Source organism: Kineococcus rugosus, from assembly GCF_050871975.1.
Lineage (GTDB): Bacteria > Actinomycetota > Actinomycetes > Actinomycetales > Kineococcaceae > Kineococcus.
The window spans coordinates 75,666-93,249 of record NZ_JBJLSJ010000009.1; the positions used below are offsets into that span (position 1 = coordinate 75,666).

General features: G+C 73.6%; 12 protein-coding genes. 9 read left to right on the top strand and 3 right to left on the bottom strand.

The genetic code is table 11. From position 1 onward, the window contains the following. Positions 1-100 precede the first annotated feature (100 nt). Both ACRYM6_RS06905 and ACRYM6_RS06910 read left to right on the top strand, forming a co-directional pair. Positions 101-2,443 carry a glycoside hydrolase family 3 C-terminal domain-containing protein gene (locus tag ACRYM6_RS06905; protein WP_432542041.1) on the top strand — a complete coding sequence of 781 codons (2,343 nt, stop codon included), beginning with the start codon at positions 101-103 and terminating at the stop codon, positions 2,441-2,443. Positions 2,444-2,542: 99 nt separating this feature from the next. After that, a complete protein-coding gene (locus tag ACRYM6_RS06910) occupies positions 2,543-3,622 on the top strand; it encodes an NAD-dependent epimerase/dehydratase family protein (RefSeq protein ID WP_432542043.1) in 1,080 nt (359 codons plus the stop codon). A gap of 41 nt (positions 3,623-3,663) precedes the next feature. Here ACRYM6_RS06910 and ACRYM6_RS06915 read toward each other — a convergent pair whose 3' ends face one another. Then, complete coding sequence (locus tag ACRYM6_RS06915) at positions 3,664-5,025, bottom strand: hypothetical protein (protein WP_432542045.1); 1,362 nt, start codon at positions 5,023-5,025, stop codon at positions 3,664-3,666. A 99-nt stretch (positions 5,026-5,124) separates the two neighbouring features. Between ACRYM6_RS06915 and ACRYM6_RS06920 the strand changes: the two genes are divergently transcribed. The 6 genes from ACRYM6_RS06920 to yicI all read left to right on the top strand — a co-directional run bounded on the left by ACRYM6_RS06920 (position 5,125) and on the right by yicI (position 14,205). Further along, positions 5,125-5,820, top strand: a complete 696-nt coding sequence (locus tag ACRYM6_RS06920) for a GntR family transcriptional regulator (RefSeq protein WP_432542047.1) — start codon at positions 5,125-5,127, stop codon at positions 5,818-5,820. Positions 5,821-6,221: 401 nt separating this feature from the next. After that, on the top strand, positions 6,222-7,907 hold the full coding sequence (locus ACRYM6_RS06925) for an extracellular solute-binding protein (RefSeq protein WP_432542049.1): 1,686 nt from the start codon (positions 6,222-6,224) through the stop codon (positions 7,905-7,907). A gap of 2 nt (positions 7,908-7,909) precedes the next feature. Beyond that, positions 7,910-8,905, top strand: a complete 996-nt coding sequence (locus tag ACRYM6_RS06930; RefSeq protein WP_432542051.1) for an ABC transporter permease — start codon at positions 7,910-7,912, stop codon at positions 8,903-8,905. Continuing rightward, positions 8,902-9,849, top strand: coding sequence for a carbohydrate ABC transporter permease (locus ACRYM6_RS06935; RefSeq protein WP_432542053.1), 948 nt, complete (start codon positions 8,902-8,904; stop codon positions 9,847-9,849). The genes ACRYM6_RS06930 and ACRYM6_RS06935 overlap by 4 nt, the downstream gene beginning before the upstream one ends. Positions 9,850-9,901: 52 nt before the next feature. Beyond that, positions 9,902-11,890 (top strand): beta-galactosidase, encoded by a 1,989-nt coding sequence (locus ACRYM6_RS06940; protein ID WP_432542055.1) that lies wholly within the window; start codon positions 9,902-9,904, stop codon positions 11,888-11,890. Further along, complete coding sequence (gene yicI, locus ACRYM6_RS06945; protein ID WP_432542057.1) at positions 11,887-14,205, top strand: alpha-xylosidase; 2,319 nt, start codon at positions 11,887-11,889, stop codon at positions 14,203-14,205. Before ACRYM6_RS06940 ends, yicI begins: the two co-directional genes overlap by 4 nt. A 49-nt stretch (positions 14,206-14,254) precedes the next feature. On the opposite strand, the gene ACRYM6_RS06950 is transcribed toward yicI, so the two are convergent. Beyond that, positions 14,255-15,256: a LacI family DNA-binding transcriptional regulator gene (locus tag ACRYM6_RS06950; RefSeq protein WP_432542059.1), complete on the bottom strand. Its 1,002-nt coding sequence runs from the start codon at positions 15,254-15,256 to the stop codon at positions 14,255-14,257. Between the two features lie 121 nt (positions 15,257-15,377). Here ACRYM6_RS06950 and ACRYM6_RS06955 point away from each other — a divergent pair, with 121 nt between their 5' ends. Then, a complete protein-coding gene (locus ACRYM6_RS06955; RefSeq protein ID WP_432542061.1) occupies positions 15,378-15,983 on the top strand; it encodes a YdeI/OmpD-associated family protein in 606 nt (201 codons plus the stop codon). Between the two features lie 21 nt (positions 15,984-16,004). Here ACRYM6_RS06955 and ACRYM6_RS06960 read toward each other — a convergent pair whose 3' ends face one another. Further along, positions 16,005-17,225 carry a saccharopine dehydrogenase family protein gene (locus tag ACRYM6_RS06960; RefSeq protein WP_432542063.1) on the bottom strand — a complete coding sequence of 407 codons (1,221 nt, stop codon included), beginning with the start codon at positions 17,223-17,225 and terminating at the stop codon, positions 16,005-16,007. Positions 17,226-17,584: the final 359 nt, after the last annotated feature.

Consider the following 17,584-nt stretch of genomic DNA (forward strand, 5'->3'; position numbering starts at 1 on the left):
CGATCCCCACCATCCTCACCGGCTCGCTCAGCAGCGCACGAGGCGCGGATCGCCCGGTACGACGCAGCTTCACCGACGCACCACCATGAGAGGACGTGGCATGACCACCGTCGACGGCACCCGCAGCGCCACCCACGACAGCAGTGCCAGCCCTGGCCCCGGCTCCGGCGAGGCGAGGCCCGCATCGCGCATCGATGACCTCGATGCGCTCCTCGCTTCGCTGAGCTTGGAGGACAAGGCGTCGTTGCTCTCGGGTGGGGACTTCTGGAGCACGAAGGCGTTGGCGCAGGTGGGGGTGCCGTCGCTCGTCTTGACCGATGGCCCGCACGGGGTGCGCCGGCAGGCCGGAGCAGCCGACCACCTCGGCATCAACGAGGCGTTGCCCTCCACCTGCTTCCCTCCGGCGGTGGCCGTCGGTGCGAGCTGGGATCCCGCCATCGCGGCGGCGGTGGGTGCCGCGGTCGGGCGTGAAGCACGGGCTCTGGGGGTGCATGTTGTGCTGGGGCCGGGTGTGAACATCAAGCGTTCGCCGCTGTGCGGACGCAACTTCGAGTACTACTCCGAGGACCCGTTGCTGTCCGGCGTCCTGGGCGCCTCGCACGTCAGCGCCCTGCAGGAGCAGGGGCCGGGGGCGTCGGTGAAGCACTTCGCGGCCAACAACCAGGAGACCGAGCGGATGCGCGTCTCCGCCGAGGTCGATGAGCGCACCCTGCGTGAGATCTACCTGCCCGCCTTCGAGCGGGTCGTCACCGAAGCGGCTCCGGCGACGGTGATGTGCTCGTACAACAAGGTCAACGGCACCTACGCCTCGCACAACCCGTGGCTGTTGACGGAGCTGCTGCGTGAGCAGTGGGGGTTCACCGGCGCGGTGGTCTCGGACTGGGGCGCGGTCAGCGACCGCGTCGCGGGCGTCGCGGCGGGGATGGACCTCGAGATGCCCGGCAGCGGGGGAGGCACCGACGCGCAGGTCGTCGCCGCGGTGCGTGAGGGACGTCTGAGCCTGGAGCAGGTGGACACCGCGGTGCGCCGGGTGCTGACCTTGACCGCGCAGCGGTTCCAGGCCCCCAGCGGGGACATCGACGTCGAGGCCCACCACGTCGAAGCGCGTCGGCTGGCCGCGGACTGCATCACCCTGCTGCGCAACGAGCACGACGTGCTGCCGTTGCGTCGTGGACAGCGGATCGCCGTGATCGGGGAGCTGGCCGCGGCGCTGCGGTACCAGGGTGGCGGGAGCTCGCACATCACTCCCACTCGCGTGGAGCACCCCCTGGAGGCTCTCGCCGCCGTGGCGGGCGAACACGGGCTGAGCCTCGAGCACGCTGGCGGGTACTCGTCTGATCCCAGGACCAACAGCATCGCCTTGCTGGACGAGGCGGTGCAGTTGGCCGCCGGTGTCGACCTCGCCGTCGTCTTCGTCGGCTTGACCGATCGCGAGGAGTCCGAAGGCTTCGACCGCGAGAGCCTGCACCTGCCCGCCGACCAGATGGCCGTCGTGCAGGCGGTCGCGGCCACTGCCGCGCGCACTGTGGTGGTGCTCTCCCACGGCGGCGTGGTGACCTTGGAAGGGTGGCACGACCGGGTCGAAGGGATCGTCGATGCGACTCTGCTGGGTCAGGCCGGGGGCGGGGCGATCGCCGATGTCCTGCTCGGGGTGGTCAACCCTTCCGGGCACCTCGCCGAAAGCATCCCGTTGCGCCTGCAGGACACGGCCAGCTACCTGAACTTCCCCGGTGAGCAGGGGCACGTGCGCTACGGCGAGGGCGTCATGGTCGGCTACCGCTACCACACCTCCGCCCAGGTGCCGGTCCGTTACCCCTTCGGGTACGGGTTGTCCTACACCACCTTCCGCACCGACGGCCTCGGGGTCGAGGTCACCGGCGAAGACACCGCGCAGGTGACGGTCAGCGTCACCAACACCGGTGAGCGCGCCGGCAAGCACGTCGTGCAGGTCTACGTGGCCACCACCGCCGGCCCGGTGCGCCGCGCGGTGCGGGAGCTGCGCGCTTTCGCCAAGGTTGAGCTGCAGCCTGGAGAGTCCGAGGTGCTCACTCTGGAGCTGGACCGGCGTGCGTTCGCGTACTGGGACGTCGAACTGCACCAGTGGGTGGTGCCGGCGGGGGAGTACACCGTGCAGGTGGGCACCGACGCCGACACCGTCGTCGCCGCGCAGTCCATCAACCTAGAAGGCGATCGACTCGTACGCGAACTGACTCTGGCATCCAGCGTGGGAGAGTGGTTCACCCACCCGCTGGTCGGCCCGGCCTTGCAGCAGGGCATGGCTTCTGCCATGACCCCTGAACAAGCCCAGCAGGCGCAGGACAACCCCGAGCAGCTGAAGATGGTCGAGTCCATGCCGATGCAGCAGTTCCTGGCCTTCACCGGGGACATCTTCCCGCCCGAAGCGCTGGAGCAGCTCATGGCCTTGAGCCGGACGCCGGCGTGAGCGCGCCCCGGCGCACCGTCTTCCTCACCGGCGCCTCCGGCAACTGGGGTCGCCACGTCCTGGCCGAACTGGCTCGACGCCGCGCTGGTACAGCGGTGCGTGGCGGCCTGCGACATCGTCCTGCACGTCGGTGCGGTGGTCTCACCCTTCGCCGATGACCGCCCCGAGCTGACGCACCGGGTCAACGTGGGCAGCATCCGCCACATCGTTGACGCCGTACGGGCCCTGCCCGACCCTTCGGCGGTGAGCGTGGTCGGCATCGGCTCTGTCGCTCGGACCGGTGACCGCAACCCGCCGGTGCAGTGGGGCCGGGTCGGTGATCCGCTGGCGGTCTCGCACTACGACGAGTACGGGCAAAGCAAGATCATCGCCGAGAAGGTCCTCGTCGACTCCGGCCTGCCGCGCTGGACGTGGCTGCGCCAGACCGGCATCTTCCATCCCGGCATCCTCGGCATCCGCGACGCGATCACGACCCACTCACCCTTCGCGGGGGTCATGGAGTGGGTCTCGGTCGAGGACGCCGCCCGACTGCTGGTGAACCTGTGCGAGTCCGACGTCCCTGAGCAGGTGTGGGGGCAGGTGTTCAACATCGGCGGCGGCGAGGGCTGGCGCCTCACGAACTGGCAGTTGCAGACCCGCATGACCGCCGCTCCAGGTGTGCGCGACGTGCGCGCCTGGTACGAACGCCAAAGGTTCGCGACCCGCAACTTCCACGGGGTGAAACCGCGGGCCGCGAACTCGGCGGTGATCACCCCGAGGACGCGGTCGCGGGTGGTGGATCCCCGCCGGGCGGACGGTCGGCGACCCGCGTCTCGAGCGTGGACAGGTCCACTGCTCACGGGCACGACCGCCTCCGGTCGACGTCGGGCAGACGGACTGGTCCATCCACCCGCAGGCATCCACGGAGACGGCCTCGTACCGCGTGCTCGGTCGATCGGGCCTGGTGGTGGGCCCGTCGGCCCGGGCGACGACGACCTCCGGTGCAGGGCGCTGGGACTGGTCGCCGCAGGTTCCGCGAGGTCTTCCGGAGCTGCTCGAACGCCGACGGGAACTGCGTCGACACCGCGGACGCCCACGCCGCCGGTGAGTTCGAGCAGGGAGGGAGCGCTGCGCTCGGACGGGAGCGGTGACGGTGCTGCGCCGGTCGACGACGTCGGCGCAGCACCGTCAGACGGTTGAACCGGTCACCCGGTCCTGTCGGTGCTGCTGGTTCCCGGGGCTCAGGACGTGGCGTCGGGGCGCGAACCGCGGACCGCGGCGCCGGCGGCGGTGACCAGGGCCACGGTCTGGTCGACGACGGCCTGCCGGTCGGCCTCGAACGCCGGGTCCGTGAGCACCGACGGGTCGCCCGGGTACTCCAGCGCGGAGACGTGCAGGTGCCCGCCGGGGACGTCCCAGGCCTGCATGCCGATCCGCAACCGGTTGGAGCGGTACATGCTCTCGTTCGAGAGGTAACTGCCCCCCGGGCCCGACCCGGCCCGGCTGCCGGGCGTCGGGTCGTCCCCGCACCGCAGGGCCGTGGGCTCCGGCCACGTCCCGGCCGGCCACTCGCAGATGCCGTCGTTGAGCTGCACGGGCCACGGGCCGGTCCCGGCGGCGATCATCGCCTCGTACGGCAGCGTCGTCTCGATCCACTCCGGGGAGTCGTACGGCTGCGGCCAGTGCGAGGGCCGGGAGACCGGGCCGAACTGCTGGTTGCGGTTGTTGTCGGGGGACCCGCCGCGGGCGTTGGCGGCCCACTGCTCGACGTCCATCCGGCCGCGGCCGGTCTGGCTGATCGTCATGATCATGTCGGTGCGGTTCTCGCCGGTGGCCAGCACCGGCCCGAACGCGTCCTCGACGACGCCCTGGTCGAAGTCGGTGTAGTTGACCGGCAGGACGACGGCCTCCACGGTGACCGGACCCTGCGGGGTCTGCACCGTCCGCCCGTCCAGCTGCAGGGCGCTGGCCCCGGAGGGGTTGGAGTTCCGCAGGCTCGCGTCGAGGCTGTAGGTGTCGAACCCGCTGATGACGACGCGGGTCGCGTCGGGTTCCTCCGGCGACCAGGTCACCGAGGAGATCCCGCGGCTGGTGCGGTCGAGCAGGTGCAGCAGGCCCTGGCGCTGCAACGGGCTCTCCAGGTACGCGGCGTCCAGCGAGCGCAGCGCCGCGCTCATCGAGGTGCGCGCCCAGTACAGCGGCCGGTCGTCGTAGCGGTCGATCGTGCCGCTCTGCAGGCGGCCCTGGGCGCGGGCGACGGCGGTGTCCCACAACCCCTGGCCGCTGCTGCGGACGAGGTCCTGCGCTTCCTCCAAGGTGGTCGCCGCGCACAGGCGGGAGGAGAAGTCCTCGACGAGGCCGTCGAAGCCGGCGGCGCGCAGGAACTGCCGGGAGGCGGGTTCCCCGCCGGGCACCAGCGGCTGGCCGAGGCGGGACTCCTCGACGGTGAGCACGGTGGACGGCGCGGCGCACGCGGGCGCCGGGGCGGGGGCGGTCTGCGCGGCGGAGGGTGCCGCGGCACCACCGACCACGAGCGCGGTGGCCGAGGCGCCCAGGACGGCGGTGCGCCAGCCGGTGCGGGAGGGACGGGGGAGAAGGGCCACGGTGACCTCACCAGGTGGGGGGACGAGCAGGTGGCCGTGACGCTAGCGAGTTGTTGAACGACCTGGCAATGGTCCTGCTGTTTCGACTACGTTTCGCGGATGCACCCCCCCGCGTCGGACGGCGACGCGCGACTGCCGGAACGGCTGAGCTCCGCCGGGCGCGCCCTGGTCGCCGGCGGGGGCGCGGACCGGGTCGCCGAGGCTCTGCGCGACCTGGTCGCCGACGGTGCGCTGGTGCCGGGGACGCGGCTGCCGGAGGACGCGACGAGCGCGTCCCTGGGGGTCTCGCGCAACACGCTGCGCGAGGCGTTCCGGCTCCTGGTCCGCGAGGGCCTGCTGCGCCACGAGCTGCACCGCGGCGTCTTCGTGCGGTCGCTGACCGCCGCGGACGTCGCCGACGTGTACCGGTTCCGGCGCGTGCTGGAGTTCGCCGCCATCGACGGGCCGCACGAACCCTCTGCGCTGCACCGGGCCCGCGAGGCCGTCGAGGAGGGCCGGGCGTCGCTGCGGGCCGGCGACTGGGAGGGCGTGGGCACCGCGAACAACCACTTCCACTCCGCGGTCGTCGCGCTCGCGGGCAGCCCCCGCATGGACGACAGCATGCGCCACCTGCTGGCCGAGCTGCGGCTGGCGTTCGTCGTCGTGACCGATCCGCGCCCGTTCCACGAGCCGTACCTGGAGGACAACGGACGCATCGCCGACCACCTCGAAGCGGGTGAGCGCGGCCGTGCCGGGCGGTTGCTCGCCGCCTACCTCGACCGGGCGGAGCGGCAGTTGCTCGCTGCCCACCGGTGAGCCGTCCTCACTCGGGCGCAGGTGGATCGTTGAACAACCCCCGGGGTGCCGCGCGCGAACCCGATCGGACCGACGACGGTCCGCGGCCGGCGAGCGCTGCACCCGCCCCCGCGGACCGCCCCCGCGCTGCGGGGGGTGGGTGGGGCGTCCCCGGAGTGGGTCGGGCGGGTCCGTCGGCGCTCCCCGTTCGTCGAAGCGCTTGAACGACGGGAGCGGCGCAGGGCGCCCTCCATGCCTCGATCCTGAGTCGTCTGACGATTTCCGGTCCCGGTTCTTGCCATCCGGGCGACACCTGCCTACGGTGAGTCATCGAATCGCTTCGACCGGCAACGACGCCTGGCGCGATGATGCGGCACCGCCGTCGCGTCGATCGACGTCCGACATGAAGGAGTGTGGACACGATGGAGAAGCCCACCCGACCCGCGACCCGGCCCGCCCCCGAGCGCCGCGGACCAGCCCGGCGCTCGGTGCTCGGCTCGGTCGCCGCCGGCGCCGCGCTGGTGGCCGTGCCCGGCGCGCTCGGGGCGTGCACCTCCCAGGAGCAGGCCGCCTCCCGCCAGGAGGGACCGCTGTCGGAGGCCGACCTGGCCGCGGTGCTGCCCACCTACAAGGCCCTGACCCTCGCCGAGCCGGACATCCCCGGCGTCGACGGCTCGACCCCCGGGTACACCACCGTGCCCACCGCCCTGGTGAAGTCCGTGCAGGGCGTCCCCGGGTCCGGCGGGGAGTACACGGCGATGAGCCCGGCCTGGTGGACCAGCCCGCCCGGCATCGAGGACAACGCCTACTACCAGGCCGTCAACGAGGCCCTCGGCGCCACCGTCGAGTTCCAGGTCAGCGACGGCAACACCTACGCCGACAAGCTGCAGGCGGTGCTGGCCTCGCCCAAGAACGTCCCGGACTGGGTCGTCATCCCCACCTGGAACGTCCCCCCGCGCTTCGAGCAGGGCGTCAGCGCGCTGTTCGCCGACCTCACCGACCACCTCGCCGGCGACAAGGTGCTGAAGTACCCGAACCTGGCGAACCTGCCCACCGACGCGTGGAAGTACTGCGTCTTCAACGGCCGCCTCCACGCCCTGCCCTACCCCGGTGAGCTCGTCGGCAACGCGCTGTTCTACCGGCGCGACGTCTTCGGCCGGCTCGGCCTGGCCGCCCCCACCAGCGCCGACGAGCTGCTGCAGGTCGCCAAGGACGCCACCGACCCCGCCGCCCGCCGCTGGGGCTGCGAGGACATCTGGGACGGCGCGCAGCTGATGTTCGGCTGCACGGACTGGACGGTGCGGGACGGCAAGCTCCTCAGCCGGTTCGAGAACGAGAACTACCGCGAGGCGATCGAGTTCATGCGCGAGCTGTTCGCCTCCGGGGCCGTGCACCCCGACGCCGTCGCCGGCAACACCCAGCAGGCCAAGGACCGCTTCGAGTCCGGGCAGACCGTCATCGCCGCCGACGGTCTCGGCGGCTGGCACGAGGCGCTGGCCCGCGTGCTGCCCTCCAACCCCGCCTACGACCAGCAGCCGATGGACTGGTTCGCCCCCGATGGCGGCGCACCGACCCTCTACAAGGGGCAGCCGGTCAGCATCTTCAGCTTCCTCAAGAAGACCGACGACACCGCCGCGATCGAGGAGATGCTGGCGCTGGCGAACTTCATCGCCGCCCCGTTCGGGTCCGAGGAGTTCCAGCTCGTCAACTACGGCGTCGAGGGCGTCACCTTCGAGCGCGACGCGTCGGGCGCCCCGGCCCTCAACGAGCGCGGCGGCACCGAGGTGACCTCCACCTACGGCTTCCTGGTCAGCCCGCCCATCGTCAACGCCAAGGTCCAGTTCCCGCAGTACGTGCGCGACTTCTGCGACTGGATGGCCCGCCAGGCCCCGCACGTCACCGAACCGGTCTTCTACGGCCAGCAGATCCAGGACCCCAGCCGGTACAGCTCGCTGGGCAAGCCGTTCGAGGACCTCGCCAAGGACATCATCCGGGGCCGTCAGGACGTCTCGGCCCTCGACGCGGCCGTGAAGGACTGGCGCAACTCCGGCGGCGACGAGCTGCGCGCCTACCGGGAGAAGTTCCTCACCGGCGACGAGGAGCTCTGACCGTGGCGTCCACCCGCGTGCAGCGCACGCGCGAGGAGCAGGTGGGCGTGGTGCCCGGGCGCCCACCGGCGCGCACGCCGCGCAACCGGCTGGGGCACCTGGCGCGGTTGCGCCGGGACCGCTCGCTGCTGCTGATGTGCCTGCCCATGGTGGGGCTGCTGGTGGTCTTCGCCTACGTCCCGATGGCCGGCAACGTCGTGGCCTGGCAGGACTACTCGCCCTTCACCGGCGTGCGGGCCAGCCCCTTCGTGGGCTGGGCGAACTTCGAGCGGGTGTTCTCCGACCCCTCGTTCTGGGCCGCGGTGCGCAACACGCTCACCATCACCGCGTTCCAGCTGGTGTTCTTCTTCCCCGTGCCCATCGCGCTGGCGCTGCTGCTGAACAGCGTGCTCAGCAGCCGGGTCCGGGTCACCGTCCAGTCGATCGTGTACCTGCCGCACTTCTTCTCCTGGGTGCTGGTGGTCTCGATCTTCCAGCAGGTCCTGGGCGGGGCCGGGCTGCTCAACCGCGTCCTGGAGGCCGCGGGGTTCTCCGGGGTGGACATCGTCACCAACCCCGACACGTTCCTGTTCCTCATCACCTCCCAGGCCGTGTGGAAGGACGCCGGCTGGGGGATCATCGTGTTCCTGGCGGCCCTGGCCGCGGTGGACCCCGCCCTGTACGAGGCCGCGGCGATGGACGGCGCGAACCGGTGGCGGCGCATGTGGCACATCACGCTGCCGGCGCTGAAACCCGTCATCGTGCTGCTGCTCATCCTGCGCCTGGGCGACTCCCTCACCGTCGGCTTCGAGCAGCTCATCCTGCAGCGCGACGCCGTGGGGCAGGGCGTGGCGGAGGTCCTGGACACGTTCGTCTACTACCGCGGTGTCCGCAACGGCGACTGGAGCTACGCGGCGGCCGCGGGCCTGGTCAAGGGCGTCGTCAGCCTGCTGCTGGTGCTGGCCGCCAACAAGGTCGCGCACGTGTTCGGCGAGCAGGGGGTGTACTCGAAGCGATGAGCGTCACCGAGGACGTCAACGGGGCCGCACCGGTCCCGCAGGAGAGGCTGCGCGCGCGCACCTCCACCCGCCCGCCGTGGGACGAGGAACCCACGGCCGTCGGCCAGGGCCTCAAGGGCCTGGCCCTGGTGCTCATCTGCGCCGCCGTGCTGGTGCCGCTGTACACGATCCTGCTGACCAGCCTGTCCACCCAGGACACGATCACCCGCGCCGGCGGGCTGGTCCTCGTGCCCGGTGAGGTCACGCTGGACGCCTACCGCCAGGTCCTCGGCGGCGGGGTCGTCACCCGCGCCGTCCTGGTCAGCGTCGGCATCACCACGGTGGGCACCGCGGTGAGCATGGTCGTCTCGGTGCTGGGCGCCTACGGGCTGTCGCGGCCGGGGTCCTACGGGCACCGCACCATCCTGTTCACCCTGCTCATCACCATGTTCTTCGGCGCCGGGATGATCCCGACCTACCTGCTGGTCAGCAGCCTCGGGCTCATCGACAGCTACTGGTCGCTGATCCTGCCCACGGCCGTGTCGGCGTTCAACGTCCTGCTCCTGCGGGGGTTCTTCACCGGCATCGACGCCTCGCTCATCGACTCCGCGCGCATCGACGGCGCCGGGGACTGGCGGATCCTCACCCGGATCGTGCTGCCGATGTCCAAGGCCGTGACCGCGGTCATCGCGCTGTTCTACGCCGTCGGCTACTGGAACGCCTTCTTCCAGGCGACGCTGTACATCAACGACTCCACCAAGCAGCCGCTGCAGGTCGTCCTGCGGTCCTTCGTGCTGCAGGGCGTGGACGTGCCCGGTGCCGTCGACGTCGGCTCGGGGCAGGTGGCGAGCCTGGCCGTGCAGATGGCCGTCGTCGTCATCGCCATCGTGCCGGTGCTGCTGGTGTACCCGTTCGTGCAGAGGCACTTCAGCTCCGGGGTGATGATCGGCGCCGTCAAGGGCTGACCCACCTCACCCCCCACCTCGCCCCGCCCCGGGGCGCCACCCGAGGAGACCAGTGACCGACCGCGCGGTGCCCCGCCCCCCGACCCTGCGCTTCGGCGGGGACTACAACCCCGAGCAGTGGCACGAGGCGACGTGGCGCGAGGACGTCGACCTCATGCGCCGCGCCGGGGTCGACCTGGTCACCGTCGGGGTGTTCAGCTGGGCGACGCTGGAACCGCGCCCGGGGGAGCGGGACTTCGGCTGGCTGGACACCGTCCTGGACCTCCTGCACACCCACGGCATCGGGGTGGACCTCGCCACCCCGACGGCCTCACCGCCGCCCTGGCTGGGGCACCGCCACCCGCAGACCCTGCCCGTGGACGCCACCGGCACCGTCCTGCACTGGGGGTCGCGCAACCAGTTCTGCCCCTCCTCCCCGGAGTACCGCGACGCCGCCCTGAGCATCACCGGCGACCTGGCCCGCCGCTACGGCCGGCACCCGGCGGTGCAGCTGTGGCACGTGGGCAACGAGCTCGGGCAGTTCTGCTGGTGCGAGCAGACCGCGGTGCGGTTCCGGACCTGGCTGGCCGCCCGGCACGGCGACCTCGACGGCCTCAACGCCGCCTGGGGCACCGCCTTCTGGTCCCAGCGCTACGGCGACTGGGACGAGGTCGTCCCGCCCCGGGCCGCGCCCTACCTGCACAACCCCGCCCACCTGCTGGACTTCCGCCGGTTCTCCTCCGACACCCTGCTGGAGCTCTACCGCGCCGAGCGCGACGTCCTGCGCGAGCACTCCGACGCCCCGGTCACCACCAACCTCATGGGCTTCTCCCCGGTGGTGGACGGGCGCGCCTTCGGCGCCGAGGTCGACGTCGTCGCCAACGACCACTACGTCGACCCCGCCGACCCCCGCTCGCACGTGCTCGCCGCCCTGACCCACGACCTCGTGCGCTCGCTGGGGGGCGGGGCCCCGTGGCTGCTCATGGAACAGGCCACCGGGGCGGTGAACTGGCGCCCGCACAACCCGACCAAACCCCCGGGGCGGTTGCTCACCGACTCCCTGCAGGCCGTGGCCCGCGGCGCCGACGCCGTCTGCTTCTTCCAGTGGCGGGCCTCGCGGGCGGGCAGCGAGCAGTTCCACTCCGCGATGCTGCCCCACGCCGGGCCCGACACCGACCGGCACCGGGAGGTCCGCGAGCTCGGCTCCCTGCTGCAGCGGCTCGACGCGGTCGCCGGCACCCGGGTGCCGGCCCGCGCCGCCCTCGTGCACGACTGGAGCAGCTGGTGGGCCTCGCAGGGACCGGCGCGCCCCACCGACCGGCTGCGCGTCGAGGACCAGCTGCTGGCCCACTACGAACCGTTGTTCGCCCGCGGCGTCACCACCGACGTCATCGGCCCGCAGGACCCGCTGGAACCGTACCGGCTCATCGTGGTGCCCGCCCTGCACCTGCTCGAACCAGGGCCCGCGCAGCGCCTGGCGCAGTGGGTGCACGCCGGCGGCACGCTGCTGGTCGGCCCCGGCACCGGGTTCGTCGACCGCCACGGCGCCGTGGAACCCGGCCGGTTCCCGGTGCGGCTGCGCGACCTGCTCGCCGCCTCCGGCGAGGAGCACGCCCCGCTGGTGGCGCCCTCGGCGTGCACGGGGGATCTGGGGGAGTTCCTCGTCGCCGACTACGCCGAACGCGTCCGCAGCGACGGCGCGCGGGTCTTGGCCGCGCACGCCGGCGGCGACCTCGACGGGGTGCCGGTCGTCACCCGCAACGCCGTCGGCGGCGGCAGCGCCTGGTACTGCTCGGCCCTGCTGCCACCGGACGTCCTGGACCGGGTCCTGGCCCGCTGCCTGGCCGAGGCCGGCCTGGCGGGGGACCTGCCCGCCGTCCCCGCCGGCGTGGAGGTCGTGCGCCGCGGACCGGCCCTGTTCGTCCTCAACCACACCGGCGGGCCGGTGAGCGTCGACCTGGGCGCCACCGCCCGCCGTGACCTCGTCGGCGGGCAGACGCTCGCCGGCCCGACCGTCCTGGCGCCCCGTGCGGGCGCCGTCCTCGTGGAGGAGAGCACGTGAAGTTCACCGACGGGTACTGGATGCTGCGACCGGGGTTGCAGGCCCTGCGCCCGCGCGCCGTCGACGACGTCGACGACCTCGGCGACGCGCTGCGCGTGTTCGCCCGGACCCGGCCCGGCGCCGGGCGCGGCGACACCCTGAACCAGGCGCTCATCACCGTCACCCTCACCTCCCCGGCCCCCGACGTCATCGGCGTGACGATCGAGCACTTCCGCGGCGGCACCGAGCGCGGGCCGCGGTTCGCCCTGACGCACGAACCCACCGACGTCGTCACCGTCGTCGACGAGCAGGAGGCCACCCTCACCTCCGGGGGCCTGACGGCGCGGGTGCGCCGCGAGGGGCCCTGGGCCCTGGACTTCCTCGCCGGCGGCCGCCGCCTGACGGGGTCGGGTGAGCGCAGCGTCGGCGTCGTCACCGACGACCAGGGACGCACGTTCGTCCACGAGCAGCTCGACCAGGCGATCGGGGAGCACTCCTTCGGCCTGGGGGAGCGGTTCGGCGCCTTCGTCAAGAACGGGCAGTCCGTCGACGTGTGGAACGCCGACGGCGGCACCAGCAGCGAGCAGGCCTACAAGAACGTGCCCTTCTACCTCACCGACGCCGGCTACGGCGTCTTCGTCGACCACCCCGGCCTGGTGTCGTTCGAGATGGGGTCCGAGGCGGTCTCGCGCAACCAGTTCTCCGTCGAGGGCCAGCGGCTCACCTACTACGTGATCCACGGGCCGGGCCCCAAGGACGTCCTGCGCCGCTACACCGCCCTCACCGGCCGCGCCCCCCGCGTCCCGGCGTGGTCGCTGGGGCTGTGGCTGTCCACCTCGTTCACCACCGACTACGACGAGGCCACCGTCACGTCCTTCGTGCAGGGCATGGCCGAGCGGGACGTCCCGCTGTCGGTGTTCCACTTCGACTGCTTCTGGATGCGCGCCCACCACTGGTGCGACTTCGTCTGGGACCCCGCCACCTTCCCCGACCCCGGGGGCATGCTGGCCCGGCTGCGCGGACGGGGCCTGCGCACCAGCCTGTGGATCAACCCCTACATCGCCCAGCGCTCGCACCTGTTCGACGAGGGGGCGCGGCTGGGGCACCTGGTGCGCCGCCCCGACGGCAGCGTGTGGCAGTGGGACATGTGGCAGGCGGGCATGGCCCTGGTCGACTTCACCAGCCCCGCCGCGACCGTCTGGTTCCAGTCCAAGCTGCAGGTGCTGCTCGACGCGGGCGTCGACGCGTTCAAGACCGACTTCGGCGAGCGCATCCCCACCGACGTCGTCTGGCACGACGGCTCCGACCCGGAGTTCATGCACAACCAGTACGCCCAGCTCTACAACGCCGCCGTCTTCGAGCTGCTGCGCCGCCACCGCGGGGAGGGGGAGGCCGTCGTGTTCGCCCGCGCCGCCACCGCGGGCGGGCAGCAGTTCCCCGTGCACTGGGGCGGCGACTGCGAGTCCACGTTCCCGGCGATGGCGGAGTCCCTGCGCGGCGGCCTGTCCCTGGCCCTGTCCGGGTTCGCGCACTGGAGCCACGACATCGGCGGTTTCGAGGGGTCCCCGGACCCGGAGGTCTTCAAGCGGTGGGCGGCGTTCGGGCTGCTGTCCTCGCACTCGCGCCTGCACGGCTCCGGGTCCTACCGCGTGCCGTGGCTGATCGACGCCGAGTCCGTGGACGTCGTGCGCGCCTTCACCCGCCTGAAGATGCGCCTGGTGCCGTACCTGCTCGCCGCGGCGGAGGAGGCCGCCACCACCGGCGTGCCGATCATGCGCCCGATGGTGCTGGAGTTCCCCGACGACCCGGCGGCCGTCGTGTGCGACCGGCAGTACCTACTGGGCCCGGACCTGCTCGTGGCGCCGGTGTTCTCCGCCGACGGCGAGGCCGTCTACTACCTGCCCGAGGGGCGCTGGACGGAGTTCGCCACGGGCCGGACGGTGCGCGGGGGACGCTGGGTCCGCCGGCACGTGCCGGTCGACGCGGTGCCGCTGCTGGTGCGCCCGGGGGCCGTCGTCCCGGTCGGGGCGGGCGAGGACGGACCGGAGTACGCCTGGAACGACGGCGTGGAACTGCGGGTGTTCGCCCCGTCCGAGGGTGACGTGCGCCGCGTCCGCGTCCCGGCCCCCGCCGGCGCGGAGTGGGCCGTGTTCGAGGTCCGCACCCACGGGGGCCGCACCACGGCCGACCTCGTCTCCGGGTCCTCCCGCGACTGGCGCCTGGTGGTCGTGCCCGACCCCGACGCCGATCCCGACGCGGGTCCGGTGGGCGGACCGGTGCGCATCGGCGCCCCCCGGCCCCGCCCCGACGAGCGGGACCCCGCCGCCCGGGGCTGACCGGCGCGCGGCGGCGCTCGCCGGCTCACCCCCCGGTTCACCCCCCGGTTCACCCCCGGGGCGCCGCCGTGCTGCCGCGGTCCTCCAGGTGCGCGGCCAGCAGGCGCGTCTCCGCGGTGCGCTCGCCGCCGATCCGGGCCACCAGCATCTCCACCGCGATCCGCCCGATGTCGGCGATGGGCACGGTCAGGGAGGTCAGCGGCCGCGGCAGCTCGTCGCCGGGACTGGCGGCGATGGTGACGATGGACACGTCACCGGGCACCGACAGCCCCTCCTCGGTCAGCAGCGCCAGCAGCGCCGGCAGGGCCGCCTCGTTGTGGACCACCAGCGCGCTCACGCCCGGCAGCCGCGAGCGCACCGCGTCCAGGGCGCGCCGCACCCCCGACGGTCCCGGTTCCGACGGCTGGTGCACCGCCTCCGCGCCCCGGGCCCGGACCGCGTCGAGGAACCCGTCGCGCACCCGCTCGGCGTACCCGGCGTGCCGGTCCAGGGCGCGCGGGGTGGAGGCCAGGAACGCGATCCGCCGGTGCCCCAGCGCGCTCAGGTGCGCCACCGCGTCGCGCGCCGCGCGGGCGAAGTCGAAGTCGACGCAGCTCAGACCGCGCGGGTCGCGCGGCACGCCGATCAGGACGGTGGGCCGGTCCAGGGCGGTGAGCACGTCGATGCGCGGGTCGTCGGCCTCGATGTCCAGCACCAGCAGCCCGTCCACCAGCGACCCCTCGCTGACCCGGCGCAGACCGGTGTCCTCCTCCTTGGTCAGCAGCAGGACGTCCAGGTCGTGGGTGCGCGCGGTCGTCGTCACCGACCGCACGAACTGCATGATCACGTTCAGGTCGACGTCCTCGTGCAGCGGTGCGACCAGGCCGACCACGGCGGTCCGGTTGGAGGCCAGGGCCCGCGCCCCGGCGTGCGGGCGGTACCCCAGGTCCTCGATGGCGCGCTGCACCCGCGCCCGGGTGGCCGGCGAGATCGTCCGCTTGCCGCTGAGGACGTAGGAGACGGTGCTGGTCGACACCCCGGCGGCCGCAGCGACGTCCATGATCGTGGTCACGAAAGCTCCTCGTCCTCACCGCGCGGTGCGCGGGTCGCCACACGCTACCGCCGGGCGCGGACGCGGTGAGGGCGGCGGGAACCAGCCGCGTGAGTCGGAGGTCGGGGCTAGCGTCCCGGGGGTGGGAGCGGTGGAGCTGGACGAGCTGGTGGTGGCCGACGCCGGGCGGTTGCGGGCCTGGCTGGGGGAGCACCACGCCTCCTCACCGGGGGTGTGGCTGGTGCTGACCCGCAAGGGCGGGACGGTCACGTCGCTGACGTGGCAGCAGGCGGTGGACGAGGCGCTGTGCGTGGGCTGGATCGACGGGCAGGCCCGCGCCCGCGACGCGCAGACCTCCTCGATCCGCTTCACCCCGCGCACGCGGCGCAGCACGTGGTCGCAGCGCAACGTGGCGAACGTGGCCCGGCTGTCGGAGGCCGGGCTGATGCTGCCGGCGGGGCTGGCGGCGGTGCAGGCGGCGCAGGCGGACGGGCGGTGGCAGGCGGCGTACGCGGGGCAGGCCCAGGCGCAGGTCCCGGCGGACCTGGCGCAGGCCATCGCGGCCGACCCGGCGGCGGCGGCGATGTTCGAGGTGCTGACCGCGACGAACCGGTACGCGCTGATCCACCGGCTGGGGTCGGTGAAGCGGGAGGAGACCCGCCGGCGCAAGATCGCCGAGTTCGTGGCGATGCTGGCGCGGGGGGAGACGTTCCACCCCCAGCGGGCCCGACCCGCCGGCCTCCCGTGAGCCGTCGGCGCCCCCGGGACGTCAGGCGGCGACGTCGAGGGTGAACCCCCGGCGGCGCAGACGGTCCACGAGCGGCGCCCCGAGGCCCGTGGCCGGGGTCAGGACCCCCGCGCGGGCGGGCAGGCGGTCGCCGTCGAGGGCGAGCGCCAGGGCGCTCTCCCCGAGCATGACCGCGGTCGCGGCGTACCCGGGGTCGCCCTGCGCGGCGACGGTCACCGCGGCGCGGCGGCCGGAGTCCGTGCGCGCGTCCAGCCGCAGCCGGAAGTGTCCCGTGCGGCGGGTGCGCTCACCCGGGCCCGTGCCGGGCGCGGGCAGCAGGCGGTCCAGCAGCGGCCGCAGGGGCCGGACGGCCAGCAGACCCGTGAGCCCGGCCAGCACCCCGGTGACGGCACCCGCCCGCAGGGCCGCGGTGCGCCCGGAGAACGCCATGACCTCCGCGTACCGCAGCCGCGGCCCGTAGGCGTGGTCGAGCAGGGCGTTGCTGCGCCGCACCACCCGCGTGTTGTACGGGGCCATGACGAAGGGCGCCACCCAGTCGCCGGTCGCTGCGCGCCGGTGCGGGCCGAACACGTCGCGCTGGCGCCCCAGGTCCGGCTCACCCGCCCGGTCCGGGCTCAGGGCGTACGGGTCGGCGACCAGGCGCCGCGCCCCCGGGTCGCGGCGCGCGGTGTCCAGCTGCAGGCGCAGCGAGTCGACCGTGCCGCCGCTGAACCCGCCGCGCGCGGACAGGACCTCCAGCGTGGCGCTCGCCAGCGGACCGGCGTCGTGCGCCTGCGCCCACTCGTGCGCGAGCAGCACGGCCAGGTCCGAGGGCACCGAGTCGAAGCCGCAGGAGTGCACGATCCGCGCGCCGCTCGCGCGCGCCGCCTCGTCGGCGGCGTCGATGCTGGCGCGCACGAACAGGACCTCACCGGTGAGGTCGGCGTAGTGGGTGCCGGCGCGGGCGCACGCCTGCACCAGCGGCAGCCCGTGCCGCAGGTACGGGCCGACGGTCGAGACCACCACCCGCGTCGACTCCGCGAGCGTCCGCAGCGACGCGGTGTCGGCGGCGTCGGCCGCCACGAGCGGCCAGTCCGCGGCGACGGGCCCCAGGTCGCGGGCCACGGCCGCCAGCCGCTCGCGCGAACGACCGGCCAGGGCGATCCGCGTCCCGGCGGGGGCGTGCGCGGCCAGGTGCGCCGCGGTCAGCCGCCCGACGAAACCGGAGGCGCCGAACAGCACGATGTCCACGTCGTGGGCCACGCCGTCACGCTAGCCCGCTGGTCCCGGCTCCACCCGCGGTGACCGTGCTCGCCCGCGGGCACGGGGGAGCGGGGCGGGACACCGGGCGCCGCCGTGACGCACACCGCCGCCACCGCACCGCACGGGGCGGGATGAACTCGGCCACCGGGGGGTGCTCCTGCCCCGGTGCTGCGAGTCGCCGGCGGGCTGCCGACGAGGTGCCGGGCCAGGGGTGCCCGGGGCGCTCGGGGCCCTCGGCCGGCACCCTCCCGCGTCACCCGCTCAGAGGATCGCGGTCACGGCGCCGGGGGCCGATGCCCTGCTGTGGCCGGAACCCCGCCCCGGGGTGCCGGCCGGCCGTCGCGGGCCGGGCTGGAGCG

Coding starts and splice junctions, on each gene's coding strand:
- ACRYM6_RS06905 (WP_432542041.1), top strand. CDS start 101: ATGACCACCGTCGACGGCACCCGCAGCGCCACCCACGACAGCAGTGCC.
- ACRYM6_RS06920 (WP_432542047.1), top strand. CDS start 5,125: ATGCACCCCCCCGCGTCGGACGGCGACGCGCGACTGCCGGAACGGCTG.
- ACRYM6_RS06925 (WP_432542049.1), top strand. CDS start 6,222: ATGGAGAAGCCCACCCGACCCGCGACCCGGCCCGCCCCCGAGCGCCGC.
- ACRYM6_RS06935 (WP_432542053.1), top strand. CDS start 8,902: ATGAGCGTCACCGAGGACGTCAACGGGGCCGCACCGGTCCCGCAGGAG.